Annotated in this window: 21 protein-coding genes and 3 tRNA genes; 7 read left to right on the top strand and 17 right to left on the bottom strand. The window is 42.6% G+C overall.

All coding sequences use genetic code 11. The features are described 5' to 3' along the window. Nucleotides 1-14 precede the first annotated feature (14 nt). Nucleotides 15-434, bottom strand: coding sequence for a class II SORL domain-containing protein (locus B649_RS06565; protein WP_015653730.1), 420 nt, complete (start codon nt 432-434; stop codon nt 15-17). Nucleotides 435-604: 170 nt separating this feature from the next. Here B649_RS06565 and glyS point away from each other — a divergent pair, with 170 nt between their 5' ends. Together glyS and B649_RS06555 are read left to right on the top strand one after the other, a co-directional pair. Beyond that, nucleotides 605-2641 carry a glycine--tRNA ligase subunit beta gene (glyS, locus tag B649_RS06560; protein WP_015653729.1) on the top strand — a complete coding sequence of 679 codons (2037 nt, stop codon included), beginning with the start codon at nt 605-607 and terminating at the stop codon, nt 2639-2641. Between the two features lie 115 nt (nt 2642-2756). After that, nucleotides 2757-2972 (top strand): hypothetical protein, encoded by a 216-nt coding sequence (locus B649_RS06555; protein ID WP_015653728.1) that lies wholly within the window; start codon nt 2757-2759, stop codon nt 2970-2972. Nucleotides 2973-2989: 17 nt separating this feature from the next. Here B649_RS06555 and B649_RS12210 read toward each other — a convergent pair whose 3' ends face one another. Together B649_RS12210 and B649_RS06545 are read right to left on the bottom strand one after the other, a co-directional pair. Further along, nucleotides 2990-4228: a PAS domain-containing sensor histidine kinase gene (locus tag B649_RS12210; protein WP_015653727.1), complete on the bottom strand. Its 1239-nt coding sequence runs from the start codon at nt 4226-4228 to the stop codon at nt 2990-2992. An 81-nt stretch (nt 4229-4309) separates the two neighbouring features. Continuing rightward, entirely contained in the window at nt 4310-5812 is a 1503-nt protein-coding gene (locus B649_RS06545) for a response regulator (protein ID WP_015653726.1), read from the bottom strand. Nucleotides 5813-6082: 270 nt separating this feature from the next. Between B649_RS06545 and B649_RS06540 the strand changes: the two genes are divergently transcribed. From B649_RS06540 to B649_RS06525, 4 genes are read left to right on the top strand one after another with little or no spacing between them, the layout of a single operon-like run. Beyond that, nucleotides 6083-8962, top strand: coding sequence for a CHASE domain-containing protein (locus tag B649_RS06540; protein ID WP_015653725.1), 2880 nt, complete (start codon nt 6083-6085; stop codon nt 8960-8962). Further along, nucleotides 8955-11138 carry an MASE3 domain-containing protein gene (locus B649_RS12205; protein ID WP_015653724.1) on the top strand — a complete coding sequence of 728 codons (2184 nt, stop codon included), beginning with the start codon at nt 8955-8957 and terminating at the stop codon, nt 11136-11138. Before B649_RS06540 ends, B649_RS12205 begins: the two co-directional genes overlap by 8 nt. After that, complete coding sequence (locus B649_RS06530; RefSeq protein WP_015653723.1) at nt 11135-12568, top strand: HD domain-containing phosphohydrolase; 1434 nt, start codon at nt 11135-11137, stop codon at nt 12566-12568. The genes B649_RS12205 and B649_RS06530 overlap by 4 nt, the downstream gene beginning before the upstream one ends. A 10-nt stretch (nt 12569-12578) precedes the next feature. Then, nucleotides 12579-13259, top strand: a complete 681-nt coding sequence (locus B649_RS06525; protein ID WP_015653722.1) for a response regulator — start codon at nt 12579-12581, stop codon at nt 13257-13259. On the opposite strand, the gene B649_RS06520 is transcribed toward B649_RS06525, so the two are convergent. The 4 genes from B649_RS06520 to B649_RS06505 form a co-directional block, all read right to left on the bottom strand. Beyond that, nucleotides 13251-15773 (bottom strand): cation-transporting P-type ATPase, encoded by a 2523-nt coding sequence (locus B649_RS06520; RefSeq protein WP_015653721.1) that lies wholly within the window; start codon nt 15771-15773, stop codon nt 13251-13253. The genes B649_RS06525 and B649_RS06520 overlap by 9 nt on opposite strands. A 109-nt stretch (nt 15774-15882) precedes the next feature. After that, nucleotides 15883-15959: transfer RNA gene (locus tag B649_RS06515), tRNA-Met, on the bottom strand. Nucleotides 15960-16007: 48 nt separating this feature from the next. Then, nucleotides 16008-16084 (bottom strand) — tRNA-Met (locus tag B649_RS06510). A gap of 20 nt (nt 16085-16104) precedes the next feature. Next, a tRNA-Gln gene (locus B649_RS06505) sits at nt 16105-16179 on the bottom strand. A gap of 159 nt (nt 16180-16338) precedes the next feature. Here B649_RS06505 and B649_RS06500 point away from each other — a divergent pair. Next, the gene (locus tag B649_RS06500) at nt 16339-17376 is read left to right on the top strand and encodes a bifunctional 3,4-dihydroxy-2-butanone 4-phosphate synthase/GTP cyclohydrolase II (RefSeq protein ID WP_015653720.1); all 1038 of its coding nucleotides are present in this window, start codon (nt 16339-16341) and stop codon (nt 17374-17376) included. An 18-nt stretch (nt 17377-17394) separates the two neighbouring features. Here the strand turns inward: B649_RS06500 and B649_RS06495 are convergent, their stop codons facing one another. From B649_RS06495 to flgA, 10 genes are all read right to left on the bottom strand, one after another. Continuing rightward, entirely contained in the window at nt 17395-18015 is a 621-nt protein-coding gene (locus B649_RS06495; protein ID WP_015653719.1) for a penicillin-binding protein activator LpoB, read from the bottom strand. Between the two features lie 14 nt (nt 18016-18029). Beyond that, nucleotides 18030-18398, bottom strand: a complete 369-nt coding sequence (locus B649_RS06490) for a YcfL family protein (RefSeq protein WP_015653718.1) — start codon at nt 18396-18398, stop codon at nt 18030-18032. Continuing rightward, on the bottom strand, nt 18385-19620 hold the full coding sequence (locus tag B649_RS06485) for a hypothetical protein (RefSeq protein WP_291750828.1): 1236 nt from the start codon (nt 19618-19620) through the stop codon (nt 18385-18387). Before B649_RS06485 ends, B649_RS06490 begins: the two co-directional genes overlap by 14 nt. Before the next feature lie 118 nt (nt 19621-19738). Further along, nucleotides 19739-20440: a serine O-acetyltransferase gene (gene cysE / locus B649_RS06480; RefSeq protein ID WP_015653716.1), complete on the bottom strand. Its 702-nt coding sequence runs from the start codon at nt 20438-20440 to the stop codon at nt 19739-19741. Between the two features lie 9 nt (nt 20441-20449). Continuing rightward, entirely contained in the window at nt 20450-22279 is a 1830-nt protein-coding gene (gene speA, locus B649_RS06475) for a biosynthetic arginine decarboxylase (protein ID WP_015653715.1), read from the bottom strand. Nucleotides 22280-22296: 17 nt separating this feature from the next. Beyond that, a complete protein-coding gene (hisS, locus tag B649_RS06470) occupies nt 22297-23517 on the bottom strand; it encodes a histidine--tRNA ligase (RefSeq protein ID WP_015653714.1) in 1221 nt (406 codons plus the stop codon). Further along, a complete protein-coding gene (gene tmk, locus B649_RS06465) occupies nt 23514-24095 on the bottom strand; it encodes a dTMP kinase (RefSeq protein WP_015653713.1) in 582 nt (193 codons plus the stop codon). Before tmk ends, hisS begins: the two co-directional genes overlap by 4 nt. Beyond that, nucleotides 24080-24571 (bottom strand): pantetheine-phosphate adenylyltransferase, encoded by a 492-nt coding sequence (coaD, locus tag B649_RS06460; protein WP_015653712.1) that lies wholly within the window; start codon nt 24569-24571, stop codon nt 24080-24082. Before coaD ends, tmk begins: the two co-directional genes overlap by 16 nt. Continuing rightward, nucleotides 24564-25091, bottom strand: a complete 528-nt coding sequence (locus B649_RS06455) for a UbiX family flavin prenyltransferase (RefSeq protein ID WP_015653711.1) — start codon at nt 25089-25091, stop codon at nt 24564-24566. Before B649_RS06455 ends, coaD begins: the two co-directional genes overlap by 8 nt. Further along, nucleotides 25088-25951, bottom strand: a complete 864-nt coding sequence (flgA, locus tag B649_RS06450) for a flagellar basal body P-ring formation chaperone FlgA (protein WP_291750827.1) — start codon at nt 25949-25951, stop codon at nt 25088-25090. Before flgA ends, B649_RS06455 begins: the two co-directional genes overlap by 4 nt. Nucleotides 25952-25968 lie beyond the last annotated feature (17 nt).

Raw genomic sequence — 25968 nt, 5'->3', positions numbered from 1 at the left:
GGCTTTAAGAAGAGTTACGAACAGTGCCCGCCGCCGCAGCAAGTGGAAGCTTCTTGAACTTCGACTTCTACCGGTGTTGATTCCCAAACGCCGTGTTTAGTACAGTAACCGTGCGCTACCAGAGTCAATTTTTTACCCATTGGAACGATGTTGAAGGTTACTTCCGCATGATTTTTTTCATTTCCGAGTGTTCCCGGGACAAAATCAGCACGTGCAAGCAATGTTTCTCCATTGTAAAGCGCGATGTTGGCGATAAAGTGATCGAAATCATCCGGGTGAGAATATTCGTTCCCCATTTTTACCGTAACGGCAAATTTTTCCCCTTTTTTAGCATTCTCGGCACAGTGGATAAACGGAGAATGACGATCGATATAATCTTTTTTCGCTTCACGATCTACAGTGCTGATATCTACGTAACGATTGATGGTTGGCATCTTTGTTCCTTGTTGAATTTAATATGAGGGGGGTATTGTACTCACCCAAACTTTTAACTTCTTCTAAATAGGATACTTTATCTCTGAATTAATTTTTTCCAAAGCAACAGCCATTTTTAACCATCAAAGGGGTAAAATCGGGCTTTAAAAATGATTGATGGATAAGTGATATGTTAAAACCTCTTTTGATTGAAATCGGTGTTGAAGAACTCCCTGCGGTCCCTTTGCTCAAAGAACTGAGTGAGATCGAGAAAAAATGGTTAGCCGTACTGGAAAAAAATGCTCTCGCGGGAGAGTTTGAATTTTATTATACGCCACGCCGTTTGGTTTTGTGGCACCGTGAATTTAAAACACATCAAGATGACCGTGTCGAAGAGTTTTACGGAGCGCCTGTTGAAATGGCAATCAAAGACGGAGCTCCGACTCCGGCGGCTTTGGGATTTGCGAAAAAATGCGGGGTAGAGTTCGATCAACTTATGCGTGCTGAAAAAGGGGGTAAAGAGGTCCTTTATTTCAGTCGAAGCGTTGCGGGACGCTCCAGCAGTGAAATTCTCGGAGAGATGATTGAACAATGGATTAAAAGTCTCAACTTCGGTAAATCGATGCGTTGGGGCAGTAACCACGAGAGTTTTATCCGTCCTATCCGCTGGATTAATGCCACTTTGGGTGAAGATCTTGTAGAGGTAGAGCTATTTGGTGTACGATCATCTTTGGAAACGTATGTCCATCGTATCAGTCATTTCGAAGCGAAAGCGGTAAACTCAATCCATCACTATTTTGATTTGCTCAAAGAGGGATCGGTGAATCTTTATCCGCAAAGCCGCCGTGAATCGATCTTGGCAAATTTTGCTGCGCTCGAATCTGAGCACGGTATCACCATTGAAGTTGATGTCGATCTTTTGGATGAAGTTGTTGCGATCACCGAGCATCCTACTCCATTACTCGGAAGCTTTGATGAGAGTTTCCTCGAATTGCCTCCCGAAGTTATCATCACCTCGATGAAAGAACATCAGCGTTATTTTCCGGTCTTTAAAGAGGGCAAACTTATCAACGCATTTGTCGTCGTATCGAATGCGCTGACCAATGATTTTACCCACGTAATCGAAGGAAATCAGCGCGTTCTCCGCCCACGCCTCTCTGATGCCCTCTTTTTCTATCGCAACGACCTCAAAAAAGGGCTTAGCACCGAAGGGTTGGAAAAAGTCGTATTTATGAACGGTTTAGGGACATTGGCAGAGAAAATCACTCGTGAAAAAGTGGTCGCATCGACTATTGCAAATTTAATATATGATAATATTAATCCTGACCACTTAGAGCGTGCAATGGAGTTGGCAAAAGCCGATTTGATGTCCGAAATGGTCTATGAATTTACTGAACTTCAGGGACTTATGGGGTATTACTACGCCCTTGCCCTCGGTGAGGATACTGAAGTCGCAACAGCGATTAAAGAGCAATATCTCCCAAGCGGTGAAGAGAGTGCACTGCCGAGCACGATGCTCAGCGCGATTGTCGCAATGTCGATGAAAGTCGATACCCTCATCGGTATGTTCAGTATTGGTGAGATTCCGACCGGTTCACGCGATCCGTTCGCTCTTCGCCGTGCGGTGAACGGGATTATCAAAATCGCCGTAGCACACCAAATCCCTCTCAATTTCTCTACATTGATCGATCAGCTCTCATCGATCTATCCGCAAGGCAAAGAGTACAAAAAGAACGTTGAGACCTTTGTAATCGAACGACTTGCGGGAGCGTATATCGGGGTTAATCCATCAATCATCCAATCCGTTGTTGCCAAAGATGCTCATGTCGAACTTGATCTCCTGGAGATCGACCGTAAGATTCGAGCCGTTGCTTCCATCGCATCTTCAGACACATTTATCGAAGCGTTCTCCACGTTTAAACGGGTCAGTAACATCCTCAAAGACGAAGCAATGGATAAAGGTTTCAGCGTTAACGAATCGTTGTTTGAAAACGATGCGGAACGCAATCTCTTCACGTTGGCTAAAGCCGTTATAGAATCAGAGTATGAAACCCTCGAAGAGCGTTTGGATGCGTTGTTCGCTCTCAAAGCGCCGCTCGATACCTTCTTCGACAACGTTATGGTCAATGCCGAAGATTTAAACGTCCGTGCCAATCGAAAAGCCCTTGTCGGAATGATTTACGCTGAGCTTTACGCAATTGCCGACATCAAAAATATCACCTTATAAAGAGATCTCTTTGTTCCCAATCTAATGATTGGGAGCCAAAAAATATCTTTATGATTGTATTGAGACTATTTTTTATTATTATTTTTGAAAAGAAATAGTAGAGGAAAAAATAAAAATGGTTTCAAATAATCATCAAAATCCTACTCTTCAGGATGAAAATATTGAAGAGTTAAATCTTGAACTGTTAAATATTCTCTCTGAATTGAGCAGTATTGTATCGATGGAAGAACAATATCGTTTGGCGGGTATGAAAATGAAAAATACATCCGCATTAGTGGATCTTATGGAACGGATGAATACGCTGCAGATGAAAATTAATGAAAGAATTTAGCCGTTTTCAATGATGTTTTAATGCAACAGTTTTTCTACGTCGGATAAATCATTTTTCGAATCCATTGGATTTTCAATCGGCAATTGAATTTTAAAACATGCTCCATGAATCGTATTGTTAACGGTTAATTTTCCATTACAATGCTGCTCGACTATTGTTTTGGACATATATAGACCGATGCCTGTTCCATCTTTATCAAATTTTGTACTGAAATAAGGGTCAAAAATTTTATCAACAAGTTCAGCGGGGATTCCTCCTCCATTGTCTTCAATTTCTAGAGAGGCCTGCCCATTTTGAGAGGATATTCGAATCCAAATTTTTGGGTGTAGGATAGAATTTTCGATCAAAACATCTTCTGCATTTTTAAAAATATTGAGGATTACCTGTGTTATTTCACGAGGGTAGGTCATAAAAAAATGATCTTCGCCGTAAGAAACGTCCATCTGTATGTTCTTAGCTATCAACATTGGCTGTATGATCTCAAGACTACCATTAATCAATTCTTTCCAACTCGATAATTGTTTTGTTTTATCTTCTTTGAAAAAGTTTCTAAAATCATTGATCGTATCCGATAAATCTATTGCAAGGTCACTGATTAGGTTTAATTTTTCCGCGAAGTGCTCCTGGTCGTATTGACCCAGCATCGCTTGCAGATTTAAGGTTCCTGAAATCGCAGCAATGGATGCGAGAGGCTGTCGCCACTGATGGGCTATCATCGAAATCATTGCACCCATTGCCGCGTGACGTGATTGCATTATAAGCATATGATCTTTGTTCTTGAGCTCTGTGATGTCCATTGCAGAAGATATGACTGTTTTCTTCCCATTAAGTATTCCAAAGGGTGCTGTACTGAATTGCCAGGTCACTTTTTCACCGGATTTACTGTAAAACGAGAATTCGCCTTCATCTACTTTTTGCGTTATTTTGTATAGGCTTCGGATATATTCTTTTATCCCTTCTTGCTGCTCTTTATAAACTTTATCAACCCATATGTCAACCGTAGGAGTTTCTTCATGCGTGTAGCCGCAAATATCACTCCATGCCCGATTTATTTTTACGATTGTACCGTCTTCTGAATGGACGATAATCGGGTTGGGTGCTGAATTGATCATGTTTTCGAGTTCAGTGTTGAGATTTCTGATTTCTACCGTCATTTTGTGTGCCAACATTCGAGCATGCTCGGCAGTTTTTGAAAAAGAGAAAATACTCAATACTATCAAAAAAAATATCGCTAAAGAGGCTAATATGATCAGCAAAGAGGGCTCCTTGTCACTATTTTTATCAAAGGAGGGAAGTCTCCCAAAGCATCAAGATTTGAGGAATGAAAAAGGAGTTTTTTAAAGAATTTTAAATTCACGTATCAGCTCCATCTGCCGTTTGGCAATATAATCGAGTAATTTGTCGTGGTAGGTGGATGAAAGCTCAAAAAGAAAGACAATATGAAAACTTCGGTAGAAATTATCAATCCGATACACTGTACCGGAGAGTGTTAAGTTTAACGGCTGTTTATCTGTTTCGAGAACAATGACGATTTTGGAAATTTCACCGACGGAGAGTGATGCAGGAAGCGCGTCCATCTCGATTTTGACCGAACAAATGGAAATATCCAGAATACGAATATTTCCAAAAAATTTGATTTCATTTTGGAACAACGTAACACTGTGACGTTCAGGGTCAGGTTCAAGCCGTATATTGGCTCGTTGATTAGCGCTTTCTTGAACAAAATGCATTTCAGAAAACGTTACAGTCTGCTGATCAAAGTCAATTGAATTGGCTGCGTTGCATAAAACACTGAATGGAAAAAGCTCAGAAGTAATGATGATATTTTTAGCCAGTTTAATAGCTTTTAGCTGTGAATGGGATGTTTTAAGGACCACTTTTTGATCATCCATAGAGACCAAAACCGCATTGTTTACAATGGTCAATCCACGATAAAAATTATGAAGTTTGACTTCAGAAGCGTTTTCTTTAACCACGTGCAAAAGCTTTCTTACGGCAGTACAATCATGAAGTTTTTGATCATGTTTAGTTGCATTCCCATCAAAAATCATCATTAAATTCAAATCGGTTATATCATCAAAAGAGAGAATGACTAAGTTTTGCTTTTCCGGTATTACCCTCAGTTTCATAATCAAATGTCGGGCTTCCTTATGATGATTATGGACTTTTGTATGGAAAAGTTTCCCGGGATTTTCCAGTGCAATTTCAAACCACCCGGATTCTGCAGTCGGATACAAAAAACCTTGGTGCTCCAAAAGTAATTCACCCAATCCCTTATGTATGTCAACAAACTCATCCAGTGTTTTAACTCCAAAAAAGTCAAGAAACTGTCGATTGACGACGATGGGTTCTGTGCCGTTGAGCATCATAAGCAGGTTGTTTTGATAGTTGAAAATATCGGTAAGCTGATTCTCGAAAATTCGTTTATTACGTTCTATATTAATGGATAATACAGCTTCATGCAGTGTGGTGATTAATAAAGGGACTTTGGTGGGTTTCGAGAGATATTTAAAAGCTCCTATATCGATTGCTTCATGCAAATATTCTTTATCGTCAAAAGCGGAGAGGAAGATAATCCGGACATCATTATTGTCTTGTTTGATTTGCTTGGATAAATCTAATCCGCTTAATCCCGGCATTTTAATATCGGTCAGTACGATATCAGGAGTGTGCTTATAATAGAAATCCAGTCCAATCTCGCAGTTTTCGGCATACAAAAGATGTGGAAAAATTTTTGTCAATAATCCTACGATACTTTCTCGCAATCCTTTGTTGTCTTCGATGTAGAGGATATTAATATCCTGTCCAAGTGCCGTTAATTGTTTGACAATATCATTCATCGTAATTTTTTATCCGTTTTACTTGATTAGGGTAATGTCCATTTTATAGTTATAAAGTCATAAAAAAATCTCAAGAAAAGAATTTACGTATGTATGCACCCTGAAATGCGTGGAGATAGTGTAGTCGTTATGATTGTTTTATGACTTTATTTTTTTATAATAAGTTTTATATGAGAATGAGGGTGAGGATATTTTTGTGGGATGGTTTAACGATGGTTCGGGTTATTTTGTGATAACACAATTGTTTTTTGAGATGCCATGCTGAAGCGGATGATTACGCGGACTTCACTCCCTTCGGATTTGATACACAGCCGGTTTATTACGATTATAGGATTTATCTTATCGGTTATTGTCGCTGCAGGGGTTTGGTATACGACGGATCTATTTTTGTACAAGAAGGGACAAGATCTTTTTGAACATTACGTCCATGATAATAGTGACGCTATAGACAGACGGATGCATCGATATGAAAATGCATTGCGCAGCGGTGTCGGATTCATGCAGGGGAGCAGTTATGTCTCGCGTGAGGAATGGCGGCAGTTCGTTCAGACCCTTGATCCTGAAAAATATTATAGTGGAATGCAGGGGATAGGGTTCTCGATGATGCTCACTCCTGCACAGGTCGGTCCGATAGAGGAAAAAATGAGAGATGAGGGGTACTCTTCATTTCTCCTCAGACCGGAAGGCAAACGGGATCGCTACAGTGCGATTCTCTACCTTGAACCCCTCGATAAACGCAATCAGGCTGCCATCGGATACGATATGTACTCTGAACCTACCCGCCGTGAAGCGATGCAGAGAGCGGCAGATACGGGTTCAGTAGCGGTTTCTGGAAAAGTAAAACTGGTTCAGGAAATTGATAAAAAGGTACAGGCAGGATGTCTGATGTATCTGCCGTTTTATAAAACCGGAGAGAAGATTGATACGGTGGAAGATCGGCGTCGTGCGTTGATCGGATTTGTTTACAGTCCCTTTCGGATGAACGATTTGATGGAGGCGCTTGGAGAACATGACGAATCGATTCAACTAGAGATATATGATGGTCCACGGCGCTCGGCAGATCATTTGCTCTACCGCACAAAATCGATCGGTTATCTATCGGAACATACTGCCCATAAAACCATTAATATTGGCGGAAGAATATGGCACCTTTATTATTCCAGTACACGGCAGTTCGATCGATCGATGGATACTTTTTACCCTATTTTTGCTGCCATGGTAGGATTAGGGCTCTATTTTATTTTGCTTTACACCATTGTGGAACTGTTGCGAAGCCGAAGGATGCTTCAGAGAAATACGGTTGAACTTGAATTGAGCCGTTCATGGTTTCAAAAGATGTTAGAATCTTCCGTTGACGGTATCCACATCCTCGACACGGATGGTAATCTGATCGAATGCAGCCCGTCATTTCTTCAGATGCTCGGTTATGACGAACATGATGTGCACGGGTTGAGTGTATACGATTGGGAAGCTAAATTGTCGCATGAAGAGATTCGGAACGCGTTGAAGGCCGTGTCAGCTATACCAATGAGCTTTGAAACGGAATTCCGGCGTAAAGACGGAAGTCTGTTTGACGCTGAGATTACGGCACGACGTATCGATGCAGACGGTGTAGCGTATCTGTATGCTTCATCGAGGGAAATAACCGAACGGAAAAAAATTGAGAGAGCCCTTGTGTCGGAAAAAGAGTCGGCACAAAATTATCTGGATATTGTTGATGTTATGATTTTGGTGATTGATACCGACTTTACGGTCAAACTAATTAATCGCCGGGGGTGTGAAATTTTAGGTTATTCCACATCTGATGTGGTTGGTAAAAACTTTGTTGAATTGTTTATCCCTGAACGGATACGTAAAGAGTTATTTGAAGTGGCAGCGGCCGTGATAGATTATGATGCATATGAATGTTATGAAAATCCTATCATTACGAAAAGTGGAGAAGAACGGCTCATTGCGTGGAGAAATCATGCGCTATTGGATGAATTCGGAACGGTTATAGGGATTTTAAGTTCGGGAGAAGACATTACCGATAGTCGTAAAAATCAGCAGTTGCTTAGAGAGAGTGAAGAATTCTATCGAACGTTGTTTGCCTCAATTAATGAGGCGGTTTGTATTTTAGCGGATAATATTATCATCGATTGCAATGAGGAGGCGGTACGTCTGTTTGAAATGACGAAACAACAGCTGATCGGGATGAATATTTTTGATACCGCTAGGCATATAGAGTGTCGGGAAAATGACTTTGCTTTTTATCTTGATGCGGCCTATCACGGTCATGCTACGACTATGGAGTGCGCATTGACATTGAGCAATCATACCAATGAAAATAAAATTATCGAGTTTACCCTGTCAGACTTTGGCCGAAATAACAGCAACAAGTTAGTATTGATCGCTCGTGATATTACCGATCAGATTGAGCAGGAAAAATTATTTAAAATGCAAACACGTCAGGCTCAGATGGGGGAGATGATTTCGATGATTGCCCACCAATGGCGGCAGCCGTTGGCGATTATCAATGCCATAACCTCTCAAATGCGTTTGCAGGAGTTGATGAAAGAAGAGAATGATCCTCTGTTAATCGAGAATCTGATCAAAATTGAGGAACAAAGTGTCCATCTTTCTCGAACGATAACGGATTACAGAGATTTTTTCCGTCCCGACAAGCCCAAAGAGCTCTTTACTATTTCGGTTCTCATCGATCATGCATTAAGCTTGATCGACCATACGCTTAAAAATTGTGGGATAACGATCAAAAAAGTATCGGTTCAAGATCCTAAACTGATCAGTTACCGTAATGAAGTGCTGCAGGTTTTGATCGCTTTATTAAAAAATGCACTCGATGCATTCCAAGAGAACGATGTACTCCGAGGCTCTATCACCATCGTTATCGATCAGGATGAGCATTTCGTGATTGTTTCAATCCATGATAATGCCGGAGGAATTGCTCCGGATGTTATGAATAAATTGTTCATCCCCTATTTTACGACCAAACATAAATCCGGTACCGGATTGGGGCTTTATATGAGTAAAGTGATCATTGAAGAGCATTGTGCAGGGATACTCGAAGTTATGAGTGAGCACAATGAAACGACATTTACGATAAAACTCCCATACGAAAATCCTACACATCAGGATCGAAAAAATGTTTAAAAAACTTGGTTGGCTGGAGATCACTGTTCCGATTGTTTTAATCGTGATTTTATTAGTGGCTCGAATGAGTGAGGGATATCTTTTTTTCCATGTACTCGTTGAATTATATGCGGTAATCATAGGGATACTTATCGCGATTATCGCTTATTATATGTACAAATTCACTCGAAACGATTTTTTACTTTTTATAGGAATCGGATTTTTCTGGACAGCGATATTGGATTTATTTCATATGCTCAGCTACTACGGAATGAATATTTATTCGGATGTTATGACCCAGAATCCATCAACAACCTTATGGATTTTTGCCCGATTATTTCAGATTACGACCTTGTTGATTGCCCCTTTTATCCGTTTTGATTCGATCTTGCCTCGTACGGTATTTATCTGGTTTGCCATTGCGGCTGTTGGCGTTTATGTCGGAACCTTTATGGGGATTTTTCCGACAATGTATGTGGCGGATGTCGGGTTGAGTACGACCAAAATTGCTTTGGAATATAGCATCATGTTCGTATCCGTGATCGCTATGGTGATCTACCATTCAAAACGAGAGAATTATCATCCGCTCATGTATCGTATGATTCGTTGGTCACTACTGCTGGGGATCGCTGCAGAGGGATGTTTTACCCTTTACATCGATGTATACGGTTTTATGAATTTAGTAGGTCATATCCTGAAGTTTTTTGTCTATTGGATGATTTTTAGAGGGATCGTTGTGACGGCACTTAAAGAACCGTTTTCGGTGATGGCAAAAGCATCGAGCACGTATGATGCGATTCCGGTTCCTGTGGTCGTCGTCGATACGGATGGGATAATCCGCCAGATCAATCGTGCAACATTGCAATGCGCTACACCGCTTGTGCATGATTTCGTGGGTCAGGATAATCATACTTTACTCCATCCCCCGGGCATCGATCCATCTGAATGTGAAGTATGTCAGACGATTGCAAAAGGGGAATATCGTACATTGGAAGTAGCATTCGGTGATCAATACAAACAATATACAATCAGTCCGATTAAAACAAAAGATACGGTTAGCGGAACTCTTCAAATCTGTACCGATATGACGGAGATTCGGCGAATACAGTTGCAGATCAAAGAGAGTGAAAAATTCTATCGGACGATTTTTGCATCGGTTCACGAGGCAATTCTTATTTTAGAGAAACATAATGTCGTGGACTGCAATGAATTGGCATTATCGTTATTTGATATGAGTAAAGAAGCTATGATCGGAAAAAATATTTTTGATTTGGCATATGAGATAGAGTGTCGGAAAGAGAGCTTCCATCGTCACCTTGATATGGCGTATCAGGGAGAATATGTAACCGATGAGTGTTCGCTTCGACTTTACAGTGTCCCGGATGAAATCAAGATCATCGAATTTACCCTTTCAGGCTTTAGCGATCAGGATGAGAATAAAATAATCATGATCGCGAGAGACCTTACCGAACACATCGAAGAGGAAAGAATTTTCCGAATGAATACGCGTCAGGCTCAGATGGGGGAGATGATCTCGATGATTGCCCACCAATGGCGGCAGCCGTTAGCGATTATCAACGCCATAACCTCTCAAATGCGGCTACAGGAGTTAATGAAAGATGATAATGATCCTAATTTGATCATAAATCTGAAAAAAATCGAGGAACAAAGCACCCATCTCTCCCAAACCATTTCGGAGTATCGGGATTTTTTCCGTCCCGATAAACCTAAAGAGCATTTTAATATCTCGATACTCATCGATAATGCCTTAAGCCTTGTGGATCACACCCTGAAAAATCATGGGATTTCGGTGGAAATAAACTCGTTGCATGATCCGATACTCTTTACGTATCGTAATGAAGTGTTGCAGGTTTTGATTGCACTGCTGAAAAATTCATTGGATTCGTTTGCTGAGAAACGGATAGAAGAGGGGGAAGTCTGGATTACTCTGGATGGAGATGAAAAATACGGCATTATCACGATTCGTGACAACGCCGGAGGGATCGCACCTGAGATTATCCATAAACTCTTTATCCCCTATTTTACGACGAAGACAAAAAATAACGGTACCGGATTAGGGCTGTATATGAGCCGAATGATTATTCAAGACCACTGTCACGGTATGATAAGTGTCTATAGCCAAGAAAATGAAACGACATTTACGATTAAATTACCTTATGAAAAGGAAGTTCAATGACTTTTAAAGAGATGGTGCATACGCTCGCATCATTATCCTCAGGGATGAAAATCCTCTACGTCGAAGATGAGAGATTGATACGTGAAAATACGAAGTTGTTGTTAGAGACGATTTTCTCCAATGTTAAAACGGCTTCTAACGGCATAGAAGGGCTTCACCTTTATCAAAGTGAAGTATTTGAGATTGTCATAGCCGATATTTTAATGCCTGAAATGAACGGTGTCGCTATGGTAAAACAGATCAAAGAGTTGAATCCGCAGCAGCCTATTATTATCACTTCGGCGTGTGAAGAGAGCAGTTATTTGTTGGAGCTGATTAACCTCGGAGTGGCTCAGTTTCTCCTCAAACCGATTCAGACGGAAAATATGATCAAAATTGTATACGAAGTGGTCAAGAATATTTACAATCAGCGTAAAGTGAATGAATTGACGGTTCAGCTCAAACAAGATTTGATTCATCAAACGACTTTATTGGAACAATACAAAGAGATTGTCGATATCTCGACGATTGTCATGAAAACCGATATTCAGGGAAATATTATATACACCAATGACGCTTTTTGTAAAACCAGCGGCTATAGTTCTGATGAGATCCTTTCCAAAGGACATCGGATACTTCGTCATCAGGATATGGTGCCGGAATTTTATGAAAATCTTTGGAAGCGTATTTTAAATAAACAAACATGGACCGGGACCATAAAAAATCTCAAAAAAAATGGGCAAAGCTATATCACCGACACGACGATCAAGCCGATTTTGGATGAGTTCGGCAACATCATTGAATTTATCAGTATCAGTCACGATGTTACCGAACTTTTTGATCTGAATGATGAGATATGGCAAACACAGAATGAAATGCTTTCCTTGTTAGGGGAGGTGGGGGAGACCCGTTCCCAAGAGACCGGAAATCATGTCCGTCGTGTCGCTAAATACGCCAAATTGTTGGGAGAATTATACGGATTGGAAGAGGAACAGATACGGTTGATCTACAGTGCTTCCCCGATGCACGATATCGGTAAAATCGGAATTTCGGATGCTATTTTGCTTAAACCGGGTAAATTGGATACGGATGAATATGATGTGATGAAAACACACAGCACTATCGGATACGATATTCTTAAAAACTCCAATCGTCCATTGTTGCAGGCTGCCGCTATCATAGCCCACGAACATCACGAAAAATGGGACGGCTCGGGCTACCCGAATTCGCTTGATGGAGAAAATATTCATATATACGGACGAATCATCGCATTGGCAGATGTATTTGATGCTTTGAGTTGTGACCGAGTCTATAAAAAAGCATGGCCGATGGATAAGATTATCGAGTTTATTATCAATGAGCGGGGCCGTCATTTCGATCCACAACTGGTTGATATGTTTATGGCTAATATCGATCAATTTACCGAAATAGCAAATCAATTTAAAGATTAATGGGGAAGCAATGGCTAATTTTACCGAATTTAAAAATTTATCTGTTTTGTATGCCGAAGACGATAATGTCCTGCGTGAGATAACCGAAAAAACCTTGCAGCTTATTGTAGGGAAAGTTCATTCGGTGGCCGATGGTATAGAGGCATTGAACATTTATAAAACCAATCCGATTGATATCGTCATTCTCGATATCTATATTGGAAGCATCAGTGGCATTGAAGTTGCCAAAAAAATACGTGAAGAGAATGACAAAGTTCCTATCGTTATCGTCTCGGGATCGATTGCAACGGAAGATCTGTTGGCTGCATGCAAACTCAATCTGATCGATTATATCCACAAACCGATCGAGTTTAATGCGCTGATTAAAGTACTTTATTCGGCAGTGGATCGTCTAAAATCACACGGATTATTAATGGCAAAGATCAACGAGAGCGTATCCTACGATTATTTTGCCAAAGTATTTATCCGCTCAGGTGGTGAAAAAACGGCTTTGACAAAAAATGAGATTTATGCGATTGAATTGCTTCTTTCCCATCGCGGGCAAATTATCCAATATGCAACGTTTTCGCAAATACTGGATGAAGAGATGTCGGACGGCGCATTGAAAAATCTCATCCTTAGACTTCGAAAAAAAATGGGAGATGACAGTAATCTTCGTAATTTGGCGAAAATCGGGTATTCGCTAACGTGAACGCTTTAGCCAATATTCTCCCCATTTATAGCTTTCAATCAATACAAATACCACAGCCGTGGCCGCACCGATAAAACCGAGCATTTCCAGTGTCGGCGGGATGGCATGAAACCATTGCGGAACGACGTAGAGAGCGATTGCTTGGAGTGATATCCCAATTCCAAGCCCTATCCAAATTGCCGGATTGATCGTTAAACTGCGTCCAATATTACGAAGAAACGGTTCTTCCTCTTTTTGGGCAAGGAGACCATTGACCCATTGGGATGTTACAATAATACAAAAAGAGACACTCAGTGCGGTTTCATATCCATATTCATGGCTAATTAGATAATAAAAAACAGCCAGTGTCACTGCCCCGTTAACCAAAGAAACCCATCCGATTCGCGCCATTTGCCAGCGGTCAAAGAATTGGGTTTCAAGGCGTCGAGGTCTATTCTTCATTACATTTCCTTCCTCGCGGCACATCGGAAATGTTTTGTCGGTTACTCCGTCCGTTACGATATTGATCCATAAAATTTGGGTAGGGTGGATAGGGAGGGGAAGCCCCATGATGATCGCTCCGCTGATGAGCAGTATTTCATCAAAACAGGTGGCAACGAGGTAAAAAATAACTTTTCTCAGATTGGCCGCTATGATTCTCCCTTGCCGAATTGCATCAACAATGACCCCCAAACTGTTGTCGGTAATGATCATTTTTGCCGTCGATTTTGCCGCTTCGCTCCCATTGCCCATGGCAATTCCCAAATCGGCTGCTTTGAGTGCAGGGACATCATTGACGCCATCTCCCGTTACCGCGACGATTTCTCCCTCTTCTTGCAGGAGTTTGACGATACGGTATTTATGCTCAGGGAGTGCTCTTGCAATAACGGTACATCCCCTCAGTGCAGATTTAAGCTCCTTATCCTCCATTTTTTCGATCTCTTGCCCGCTTAAAAGATGATCGCCTATTTGCCATATTCCGACTTCCTTGGCTATTGCCTGAGCCGTTAAAGGGTTGTCTCCCGTTACCATTATTACACGAATTCCAGCCTCTTTAGCCTGCAAAATGGCTCCAACTGCATCCTTTTTGGCGGTATCAGCAAACCCGATCAAGCCGACAATGTTGATTTTCCAATCTTTTGGGTCTTCCCAACTCTCATCGCTGATCCCAAACGCAAGTACCCGCAACCCCTCGGATGCCATCGCGTCATGAATAGTATCAAAGATCTTTAATTCTTTCAGCGGATTAAGTGCTATTGCCTTCAGTTCTTCATAGGCCCCTTTTATGTTCAAACGTTCTTGGGAACCATGTTGATTGACGGTTGCCATGAAACGAAGTTGTGAATCAAAAGGATGATAAAAAACTCTTGGATAATGGTCTCGAATGACTTCATACTCGCTTCCTATCCAACGAACCAATGCCGTATCGATAGGATCACCCCGATCCAATGAAGCATCGTTACACAAAGCAGCGCATAATCTAAGCGCCTCTTCGTTTGTAATATGCGTCTGACTAACCGATAGAAACCCTTCGGTAATCGTTCCTGTTTTATCGGTAGCAATCACAGACGCGCTTCCTAATGATTCGACAGAGGGGAGATGGCGTACGAGAACCTTATAGCGGCTAAGTCGATAGGCACCCAATGCTAAAATGAGCGTCACAACGATCGGAAGCCCTTCCGGTACCGCTGAAACAAGCTCCGCAATCAAAATAGATGACATTTCTGCCATGCTTCGCCCTTGCATCATACCTGCGATACCAACCAGTGTCAGAATTCCGAGTAAAAGTACAATCAATCGTTTGGAAAAAATTGCCAATGAACGTGTCAGCGGTGAATCAGGTGACAATTCTCTCGCACTTTTTGCGATAGAGGCTAAATAGGTTTGTTCTCCGGTTGCAGTGACAATTCCTGTTGCGGTGCCTTTGAGGATATGCGTTCCGGAAAAAAGCATATTGTTTCGTTCATACGGAAGCGTCTCTGGAGACAATAGAGGCTCTGCTTGTTTAGAAGAGGGGATGGATTCCCCTGTAAGAATCGCTTCATCTGCTTGTACCGCGTGTGCTTCAATCAGGCGTATATCCGCTGGAATCAGATCGCCTTCGCCAAGGATGACAATATCGCCCGGTATCACTTCATTTGATGGGACAAGAACTTCTATCTCCATACGAATAACACGGACATGTGTTTCTGTGAGTTTTTTAAGTGCCTGTATCGATGTCTCTGCCCGGTATTCCTGAAAAAATCCGAGTAAACTGTTGACAACGAGAATCCCGACAATGATCATACTGTCATTACGATTTCCCATTATATAGGAGAGCAATGCTGCCGCAATCAAAATAGCCACAATAGGGCTTTTGAACTGACTGAGAAAAATACTTATAAGGGTTCGTTGTTCTTCTGTGAGGGTGTTAAATCCGTAATGATCTAAACGGCTTTGTGCGGCCGCAGCGTCAATGCCCGAGGGTGAGCTCTCCAGCAGAGCGTAAAGCTCTTCCGGAGATTTTGAATGGGGTGCATCGGGCAGAAGCATCATTATCTCTTCCCTTCTAATGGCATTTGATTGATTATATCAAAATAGAGGGAGAAGCTCTCTTATAAAAATAATTGATTGAATAGGGGAGGGAATAAGTATTAATATAGGTTGGTTGCGGAAGCAGGATTTGAACCTACGACCTTCGGGTTATGAGCCCGACGAGCTACCGGACTGCTCTATTCCGCGACATAATAATTAGAAAGTTTAGAAGGTGGATATTTTGTAAGTCTAGATTGGTTGCGGAAGCAGGATTTGAACCTACGACCTTCGGGTTATGAGCCCGACGAGCTACCGGACTGCTCTATTCCGCGATGCTAAAAGTTGACAGTAGTGGATGGGGAGGAGGGATTCGAACCCCCGAATGACTGGACCAAAACCAGTTGCCTTACCGCTTGGCGACACCCCAATGTTCTCGTTAAGAGGCCGAAATTATAGACACTTTTACCCGATTTGTCAAGTGTTTCGATTTTAAGGCGTTTAAAAAAGAGTATTTTTTTTATTGTGATAGTTTTTTAATCCTTTTATCTTATAATTGCTAACTATATTAATGTAAAAAAGAGTTTGAATGTCAGCAATGCAACGGGTATTAGATGCTATCGAAGAATTTAAAAAAGGTCGAATGGTCATTATGGTCGATGATGAGGACCGTGAGAATGAAGGTGATCTGGTTTATGCTTCGGTTTTTTCGACTCCCGATCATGTCAATTTTATGGCAACACACGCAAAAGGGCTTATCTGCGTAGCCATTAACCCTGCAATCGCTAAACGGCTAACTCTTGAGCCAATGGTAAGATCCAATACCTCGATGCATGAAACCGCTTTTACGATCTCTGTGGACGCTACAGCAGCTACAACCGGTATTTCGACGGCAGAGCGTGACATGACCATTAAAATCCTCGCTAACCCTATTTCTCATCCCTCTGAGCTGGTAGCACCGGGACATATTTTTCCACTTATCGCGAAAGAGGGGGGAACACTGGTTCGGATCGGGCATACGGAAGGGTCAGTTGATTTATGCCGTCTCTCAGGCTTGGCCGAATCAGCGGTTATCTGTGAAATCATGAAAGAAGACGGTACGATGGCTCGTCGTGACGATTTGGATCTGTTTGCTCTTAAACACGATCTCAAAACGGTTTATATCTCAGACATCGTCGAATTCCGTTTGGCGAATGAAACACTTGTGAAAGCGGTATCCGAAGAGGAGATCGAATTTTTCGGTGTCCATGTCAAAAAATATGAATTTGCCGATCATCAGGATAACCGTCATACGGCAGTCGTGTTCTATAAAGCGGGAGAGACGGCGAATGTCAAAGTACACAATGTCGTCCCTGACATCGATTTACTTTTGAATCAAAGCAAATATACCCATTTGATCGATTCAATCAATTATCTCAAACATAACAGCGGTGTTTTGCTCTTTATCAACAAACCGCCGCATCAGCAAATCAATATGAAAGAGTACGGAATCGGCGCTCAGATTTTAAAATCGTTGGGTGTTAGACATATGCGTCTTATCGCCGAATCAAAAGTTTCGGATTTTGCAGGTTTAGGCGGGTTTGGGCTTGATGTAGTGGAAACCATTAATCCAACCGAAGGGGATTAATCCCTCTCAGGTTTGAATTTACCAACCTACGGATGCTTTGGAGGTTGTTTTTCGAATCTCTTTTTCATCTGCCCATAAAACTTCTCCGCTTTGCGGATCGACTAACTCCATCGAAATATTGTAATAGACATCTTTGACGTTATCATTGGCTTTTTTGATCGCTCTGACGTTTCCGGTAACGATGTAATCGGCATTATCGAGATTTTTGTTGGACTCTTTTCCTGAATGTCCCAGTGCAAACTCACGCTCATCGTGGACATCCTCCAGATTGGCTTTATCGGCTAAAAAGCGTACTTTTCCTGATTTGAGAAGTTTGATACGGATTTTATCGGTGATCGCTTTGGTATCGATGTGCTCATAGGTGAGATTGTTGATCGTACGCAATCTGACTTTAGGGGTTTGATGGGTATTGGAAATAAAGCGGCTCTCAAGCAATGACTGGGTCATCGATTCTGCCGTTGTTTGCAAGTCGGTTGAACCGAAATCAGCATTGATCGTCTCCACCGCTTTGGCATCGCCGTATTTGACATTGGAGTCATAGCCTACCATTCCGGCACCGCCTGGGGTGGCACATCCGTTGAATAAAAGGGCTATTGCGCTGATGCTGAGTACAAGTGAAGTTTTCGTTAATGTGGTCATTTTCAATCCTTAGATTATTTTTTTTCGGGTACGGATACAACGATTTTATAGTTGGAAACATTCGGGATACCTGAGGTTTCGACAATTTGAACTTTTTGATTTTTATGGATAGTGATCGGTTTCCACGCAGTCGCTTCGATCAAAACGCCATTTTTATCAAACCATTCGACCTGATACACGAACCCTTCTACTTCGTCAAAATCATCGTTTTCAAGGTTGGCGATCACTTTGAGTATGGACCCTTCTTGAATACTTCGATGCTCTACTATATCAATACGCTTTTCACCGATTATACTAACATTTTTGGATGAACATCCGCTCAATAGTATTAATATTAATGAAACGCTAAACACGGAGAGAAGAGGGGTTTTAATAGGTAACATGATGAATCCTTATATTGTCTGGAGTTAAATAGTCGACCAGTATAACGGCACCTTTTTTATCGGTTGGGAGAATAATAGTCTCTTTGGTTTGGTTTAGCATGATATCGAGTGTTTCTCCTTTTTTAGTTTCAAATTTAGTAATATAGCCGGAGTTGGGAAGTAATTCCCAGTTGCGATAATCTTGATCGACATAGCTGCTCCCTAAATCCATACTCAACGAAGCGATAAGCCCTCCCAAAGGGCCGAATTTATCGGTTATTTGTTTGGCGGTTACGGCTCGGGTTGTAGCTCTCACTACCCCTTTGGCAAGATCGGATGGAAGTTCATCTTTGAGCGTTTTATACGCCATGACATTTGATTTTAAAAGTCTGGGAGGGTGTAGACGCATCGTAGATGTGGAGATGGACAGGGAAGAGAGATCGTTGATCGGAAGGGTATACGAGGGCAAATCAAGGCTAGTGTATTCAGCTGCATGAAAAATAGGGAAGCGGACGCGCTCTATCTTCATAGCGGGTGCTTCTCCTGAGAGAACAATGAGTGTAATCTCCATGCCAGATGACTTGATGAGAGGAAGCGTTGATGATTTGACAAAGACCTTGGATACATCAGGATTGAGTGCCAATGCCCGTTTAAGACTGATCGCAGAGGCATCCCCCGCAGCGGCAGATAAACCGGAAATATCGAGAATGATACTGCTAAGGGTATAGGAAAAAGGGTCTTGGTAGTTGTTGGCCATAGAACGAACATCGGGATCTTCGAGCAGTGAGCCCATCGAATAGCCAGATGGGATAGAGGTGACATCGTTACCTTGCCGCTCCGCCCGACGCTTTTCATCAGCGGCATCTTTGATTTTTTCTTCGCTCTCAATCAGCCAGAACTCTTGACGTTGTTCCATCCGGCGCATTTCGACTGCGGCCCCTTCGAAATTACCGAGCATCGTGTAATTCAGTGCATTAAGCGTATGCATGAGGGAGCGTTCGTACCCTTTTGCATGGTAGTGTTCTGACCCTTTTGAGAGAAAGGAGGAACCCAAAAACGATCCGATATTTCGGACACTGATCGTGGCTCGATTTTCGTATTCATCTAAGATCGCATAGGCTTTTTCGTAGGATTGTATGGAGGCCTTAAAATCGCCGTTGGATTGTTGGAGACGAGCGAGATTAAGCCAGTACCACATTTCTTCATCATTTGAAGTGTCGTTGCTTAGGGTTGCGATGGTCATGGGAAAACTATAGGCAGAAAGGCCGGTGCGTAATTGATTGGAGGTTAATGAAGCGGCAAAAGCAGAGAAGGATAATAAAAAAATTAACGGTAAAAATTTTTTAGTTATCGGCATGCGTTTAATTTTTCATCGCCTTGATAAAGGATTCATAGATATTTTCAAGTTGGAGATCTTGTTCAAGGATTTCAGTATTGTCTTGAACCATGTAGTGCTCAAGTACGGCGACACGACGAAGTAAGTATTCGAACATCTCTTTGTTGATATCCGGGAGCTTGTTATGGCTGAACGGATCTTTATCACGCCCTTTTTGGATCACGTGGGCCGGGATACCGATTGCGGTAGAGTTATCCGGTACTTCACGTACTACGACCGAGTTGGCTCCGATTTTAGAGTTGGTACCGATCGTGATGTTACCGAGCACTTTAGCGCCTGCGCCGATAACAACACCGCTTTTGATCGTCGGGTGGCGTTTTCCGGGAGTCAGGCTTACCCCTCCCAGTGTTACCCCCTGATAGATAAGAACATCATCTTCGATGATCGTCGTTTGGCCGATAACGACGCCGAAGCCGTGGTCGATAAAGACACGCCGCCCGATCGTAGCACCCGGATGGATGTCAATATTCGTGAAGAGTTGATTAATCCCCATAATAATACGGGCGAGGGAGCGAAAACCTGCTCGATAGAGGCGGTGGGAAATACGATACCAAAAAATGGCCCATACGCCCGGATAGTTAAAAAAAAGTTCGATACGAGAACTGATAGCGGGATCATTTTTGTAAACGTTCGAAAAATCTTCGGCAATTTCAGAAAAAAGTCCCAAATTCAATCCTTATCGTGTGGTTCGCAGGTACCCGTTTTGGTAGAGGTACATTTCGAGTTTTTGAAGTGTATCACTTTTTTCTTCTTCTGTCCTAAAATCACTCACAGCGAGTTTATTTTTAAGGTTAGTCAGAAGTTTAGAAGCGTCATAGCCGATATCTTCGAGGATATTAAGAATATTATCGGATTCGGTAAAGTTTTCGATTTCATACCCTGTATCACTGATGAGGATGGTACATTCACTCGGATGGGTGAAGAGGTTATGATTCATCCCTAATGTTTCTTGATAGGCTCCAACGTTGAAAAATGCGAGAAAATACTCCTCTTCATCCAAATCGATGTCATGGAGATAGAGCGGAGTTTCCGGTTTAAAACGGATCTCACCGTCACTGTCACAGGTGATGTCCCATAAACTCGCAGCTCGAATGGCGGGTATATCGAGACGATCCAACGGCATGATCGGGAACTGCTGCTGTAATCCCCAGTAATCGGGGATACTTTGGAAGATAGAGCTGTTGATCAAATAGCGCTCTTGAAGTTTGACCTGAAGCCGTTCAATTTCCGGCATCGGATTATCCTGAGAGAGGTAGAGCGATTTTTTAATGATTTGATGGACCAAAATCTCGGCATTGGAACGATCTTGGAGATCAATGTGACCTAGATTAAAGAGTGTTAGAAGCGATTCCATATGATCGAGTGCATCATGCATATATTCGATACAGGTGCGTGGAGAGAGCAGGGAATTAAGCTCGCGCAGCTCTTCGATCAATGGCGGGTTGTGCTCTTTGAGTTTGAGTGATTTGGCTTGATAATCGTGGCTGAAAAGCTCTAATACCGGGGCAATCAATACGGAGTGAGAAGCGACGATAAAACGGCCCGACTCGGTGAAGATGTCAGGATGGGCTACCCCTTTGGCATTCATAATCTCACGAAGCAAGAAAACGACACTGTTGGAAAACTCTTCGAGGGTATAGTTGCGCAAACGACCCGATGTGTGCTGCGAATACTCAACCGCAAGTCCACCACCGATGTTGATGGCTCCAAGGCGGGTAGCCCCCATTTTTTTGAGTTCGGCATAAATATTGCCTGCTTCACGCAAAACACGTTTTAGGGTTGAAATATCTTCCATTTGACTACCGACATGGAAGTGAATCATGGTGAAATGCTCCACTAGATTGTTCTCTTGGAGCATGTTCATCGCTTCGATCAGTTCGGTCGAAGTGAGTCCGAATTTAGAACCTAAGCCGCTGCTTTTTGCCCAGATGCCGCTCCCCTCCGATTGGAGACGGATACGGATTCCGATGTTCGGGATTTTCAGATTACACGACTGTGCAACGTCGATAATCCATTCGAGTTCACCCAACCCCTCGATGGTGATGGTGATGTTATGACCCATTTGAGCTGCCATAAATCCAAGTCGTACCATCTCTTCATCTTTAAACCCATTGACGGTGATGGGTGAGCCAAGAGCCGTTTTAGCCATGGCAATAGCGAGTTCGGCTTTAGACCCTGCTTCAAGACCGTACCCATAGCGTTCGCCATGCTCAACGATGGCATCGACCGCTTCGGGGAATTGATTTACTTTTAGCGGAAATACGGCACGGAATTTACCGGTGTAATCGTTTTCGAAAATAGCGCGATGAAAATTGGAATACAAAAGATCGATCTGTTTTCCGATCAAATGGGGAAAACGTAAAATTAACGGTCCGCGCAGATTGGTTTTACGAATTTTTTGGCTAATTTCGATGAGGGATGGGGAGCTTTTATAGTTAACCTTAACCATCCCCTGATCAATCATAAAGTTGTTTTCACCCCAAATATCAATACCATAGTTTTGCATGTTTGTCCTTTGGTTGGCTAGAGAGATAATAGTTCATTTATGGAAATGACTGATTCGGTTTTTTCCACCAAATCTTTAATCCAGATACTGTTTTGCGCCAGCTCATTTTCACCGATTACGGCGCAATAACGGGCATTGATACGATCGGCCCCTTTTAAATGCGCTTTAAGTGAACGTGGTTCGTATTCCACAACCGCTTTTTGGGTGCGGCGAATTTTTTCAGCGGCTAGCAGGATGGGGGTAATGGCTTCTGCATCCATCGCACCGAAGTAGTATCCCTCACGAACTGACTCTGGCATCACGATAAGCTCTAAGAGGCGTTCAATTCCCAATGCAAAGCCGACCGCAGGGGTAGGTTTGCCGTCTAAAAATTCGATGAGCCGATCGTAGCGTCCACCGCCGGCAATCGCACTTTGGCTCCCGATATTGTCACTGACGAACTCAAACGCGGTTTTAGAGTAATAATCCAAACCACGTACGAGGTTGGTATCAATTTCATACGCAATGTTATGTTGATCCAAAATCGTTTTTAAGGTATCAAAATCGCTTTGGCATCCACCACAGAGATTATTGATCAATTTCGGAGCGTTCGTATAGAGGCTTTGACAATGTTCGTTTTTACAATCGAGGACACGGATAGGGTTGGTGAGTTTGCGACGTTCACAGTCTCCGCAGATCGCATCGCCGCAGCTATTGACAAAACTGACGAGTTTTTCACGGTAGGCGGGCATACAATTTTGATCGCCGAGAGAGTTGAGTTTGAGACGATAGCCGATACCGAGGGCTTTAAGGATGTCGGCTACCATCATAATCATCAATGCATCTTCATAGACCGAATCGACGCCAAAACTCTCAATTCCGAACTGGTGGAATTCGCGTAGACGCCCTTTTTGAGGACGCTCATAGCGAAACATCGGTCCGTGATAATAAAAGCGGTGTATCCCTCCCTTTTTATCGAGCTTGTGCTGTATGAAAGCACGGACGACTCCCGCTGTACCTTCGGGTCGGAGACATACGTCATTTTCACCTTTGTCGATGAACTGATACATCTCTTTGCCGACGATGTCACTGCTTTCTCCGACCGAGCGTTTGAACAGTGCCGTCTCTTCGAGGAGTGGAGTTTCGATGTAATGAAACCCGTATCGCTTGGCGATAGCCGAAGCTGTGGCAATAAAATATTCAAAACGCTCGAAGTCCTCGGAGAGGATATCGTTCATTCCGCGCAAAGATTGGATCATAAGGCTCCTTTGATAAGGGTGGTAATTTCGTTTGTAATGGTATCAATAGATTGTGTCGCATCGATTACATGGGTTTGGATCCCCAGGGCATACGCCGAAGCGATGAGGGCATTTTGGATGTCGAGCAGATAGTTGATACCGCGTGATTCGATCACATCGTGCTCTTTTTGGCTCAGGCGGTAGGCAAGCTCTTCGGGTGTTAATTTGAGAATAAATACCGTATCGGGGAGAGTTCCATTGGTAGCGAGACGATTCAGCGATACCAGTACGGATTCATCGCAGAGATTTTGGACACTGGCGTATGCCATACCCGATACGGCGGATCGGTCACTGATGATGAGTTTATTCATATTGGGTAATATTATCTCTTCGGTATGCTCTGCACGATCCGCTAAAAAGAGTAATATCTCCGCCATCTTGCTTTTGAGATTACCGAATAAAACCATATTCCGAATTTCAATACCCGCAGGTGTTCCTCCCGGCTCTTTTGTGATGAGCGCATCAGGGAAGAGGGAACGAAGCGCTTCGATCTGAGTACTTTTGCCGGCGGTATCAATCCCCTCTATCGCAACGTACATGATTTCATACTCCCGATAACATTTTGGACAGGCTCAGGGAGCAAATGGACTGTTTTGCCGTTGAATTTCAACAGGTTTCGGACGATGGAGGAGCTGATAAAGGCATGTTTGAGTTTTGGCATCAAATAGACCGTTTCGATATTGGGGTCGAGTGAGTTATTGAGATACCCTAATTGTAATTCAAATTCAAAATCACTGACGGCTCGAAGTCCACGTATAAGGACAGTAGCTCCGAGGGTGTTGGCAAGTTCAACCGTGAGATTGTCAAATCCGACAACCTGTACCCGTTCTAAATCTCTGACCGCCAACTTCACCATATCAACCCGCTCTTGCAACGTAAACATCGGCTTTTTCTCTTGTGAATCCGCAACGGCGATGATCACTTCGTCAAATAGTTTAATGCCCCGCTCGATAATATCGAAATGACCGTTGGTGATAGGGTCAAAGGTTCCGGGATAAAGAGCAATTTTATGCATTAGGATTCCATCGTTTATAGAGATCGTTTTGAATACCGAGAAGATCAAACCACTTGCCGATCATAAAATTTTCCATCGATTCCAAATCCTCTTGATCCCCGTAGTATGCTAATACCGGAGGAGCGATAATGACTCCGATCATAGAGAGTTTGTGCATATTTTCCAATGCGATGGGAGAAAAAGGGATTTCACGAGGGGCGAGAACGAGGGTGCGTCGCTCTTTGATCATCACCGCAGCGGCACGGGTAATGAGATTATCGGCAATTCCACAAGCGATTTTAGCGAGGGTATTCATACTGCACGGGGTAATGATCATCGCATCGGCACCGTACGAACCTGATGCTACGGAAGCCCAGATTTCATCGTTTTTATGAAGCGTCAGGTTCTCTTCTTTTTCTAAAACAATCGTGGCGTGATCGGACACAATCAGATGCTTTTGTACCTCAGCAGGGAGGGCACGAACGAGTTTCAGCCCTAAAGCCGCTCCGCTCGCGCCACTGATTCCTACGACGATTTTCATTGTAATTCCACCCGATTTTCTCCGATAACTTTTGCTTTGGCACGTTTGCCGTCGCTTTTTTGGATTGTAATAATATCATAGAGTGACCCCTCTTGCGTTGCAGTTGCTCCAAACTCCACCATAACGCCATCGCTTCGTACCTCGACAACAACTTTTTCATTTTTCAAAACGAAAGGTATTGTCTCGATATTGCGCTGGGTTAAGAGCTGTCCTTGTTTGAGGTTTGAACGGTAGCGGGAGGGTTGATCGGGGAGGGTAGTGAGAGGTTTGTCTTTGAACGAGGTAAAGGGTATCGGTTTTAGGAGTGTATTAAATCCGCTCAGGCGCTCACGACGTGTAATTTTTTGGGTTGTATGGAGAACGCTTATTGTTGCATACACCGAATAATCGAGATAGTGTCTCAATCCTTGGGGATTGAGAATGTAAAACGTTCCGGTTGAGCGCTGATAAAAATGATCATCAAATACTCCTCGTACCTCCTTGTTTAAAGAGCTTAGATAGCCTCTGGGGGTGATGGTAATATTCTCAATCTGGATCGACGGATAACGCTCTTGAAGCATCTGGGAGAGTTGAGTTTTCAGGGGGATGAAATCAACGGGGCTGTATTTGGTGAAATTGACGTATCGTGTTTTTGAAATATCTATGGCTATGCCGTGTAGCTCGAATGATTTGGCGATGATTTGTGCGTCAACACGATAGTGTTCTTTTTCCGAAGGTATTTTTAGGAGTTCAAATTTTTGAGTGAGCTCCGGGAATAAATCGTTTGAATAAACAATGGTATTTTTATACGCATAATTTTCAGTCAATTCATACGCATTAAGGGTAAAAAAATAGGTAATCAACAGCAATATCTTATACATCGTAGAATTGTAACATA

It is taken from the genome of Candidatus Sulfuricurvum sp. RIFRC-1, from assembly GCF_000310245.1.
Lineage (GTDB): Bacteria > Campylobacterota > Campylobacteria > Campylobacterales > Sulfurimonadaceae > Sulfuricurvum.
This window is presented reverse-complemented; position numbering and strand designations above follow the sequence as displayed.

Bases quoted from the DNA above. Each gene is read 5' to 3' on its own strand.
- B649_RS06565 (WP_015653730.1), bottom strand. From the start codon at position 434: ATGCCAACCATCAATCGTTACGTAGATATCAGCACTGTAGATCGTGAA.
- glyS (WP_015653729.1), top strand. From the start codon at position 605: ATGTTAAAACCTCTTTTGATTGAAATCGGTGTTGAAGAACTCCCTGCG.
- B649_RS06555 (WP_015653728.1), top strand. From the start codon at position 2,757: ATGGTTTCAAATAATCATCAAAATCCTACTCTTCAGGATGAAAATATT.
- B649_RS06545 (WP_015653726.1), bottom strand. From the start codon at position 5,812: ATGAATGATATTGTCAAACAATTAACGGCACTTGGACAGGATATTAAT.
- B649_RS06540 (WP_015653725.1), top strand. From the start codon at position 6,083: ATGATTACGCGGACTTCACTCCCTTCGGATTTGATACACAGCCGGTTT.
- B649_RS12205 (WP_015653724.1), top strand. From the start codon at position 8,955: ATGTTTAAAAAACTTGGTTGGCTGGAGATCACTGTTCCGATTGTTTTA.
- B649_RS06530 (WP_015653723.1), top strand. From the start codon at position 11,135: ATGACTTTTAAAGAGATGGTGCATACGCTCGCATCATTATCCTCAGGG.
- B649_RS06525 (WP_015653722.1), top strand. From the start codon at position 12,579: ATGGCTAATTTTACCGAATTTAAAAATTTATCTGTTTTGTATGCCGAA.
- B649_RS06520 (WP_015653721.1), bottom strand. From the start codon at position 15,773: ATGATGCTTCTGCCCGATGCACCCCATTCAAAATCTCCGGAAGAGCTT.
- B649_RS06500 (WP_015653720.1), top strand. From the start codon at position 16,339: ATGTCAGCAATGCAACGGGTATTAGATGCTATCGAAGAATTTAAAAAA.
- B649_RS06495 (WP_015653719.1), bottom strand. From the start codon at position 18,015: ATGACCACATTAACGAAAACTTCACTTGTACTCAGCATCAGCGCAATA.
- B649_RS06490 (WP_015653718.1), bottom strand. From the start codon at position 18,398: ATGTTACCTATTAAAACCCCTCTTCTCTCCGTGTTTAGCGTTTCATTA.
- B649_RS06485 (WP_291750828.1), bottom strand. From the start codon at position 19,620: ATGACCATCGCAACCCTAAGCAACGACACTTCAAATGATGAAGAAATG.
- speA (WP_015653715.1), bottom strand. From the start codon at position 22,279: ATGCAAAACTATGGTATTGATATTTGGGGTGAAAACAACTTTATGATT.
- hisS (WP_015653714.1), bottom strand. From the start codon at position 23,517: ATGATCCAATCTTTGCGCGGAATGAACGATATCCTCTCCGAGGACTTC.
- tmk (WP_015653713.1), bottom strand. From the start codon at position 24,095: ATGTACGTTGCGATAGAGGGGATTGATACCGCCGGCAAAAGTACTCAG.
- coaD (WP_015653712.1), bottom strand. From the start codon at position 24,571: ATGCATAAAATTGCTCTTTATCCCGGAACCTTTGACCCTATCACCAAC.
- B649_RS06455 (WP_015653711.1), bottom strand. From the start codon at position 25,091: ATGAAAATCGTCGTAGGAATCAGTGGCGCGAGCGGAGCGGCTTTAGGG.
- flgA (WP_291750827.1), bottom strand. From the start codon at position 25,951: ATGTATAAGATATTGCTGTTGATTACCTATTTTTTTACCCTTAATGCG.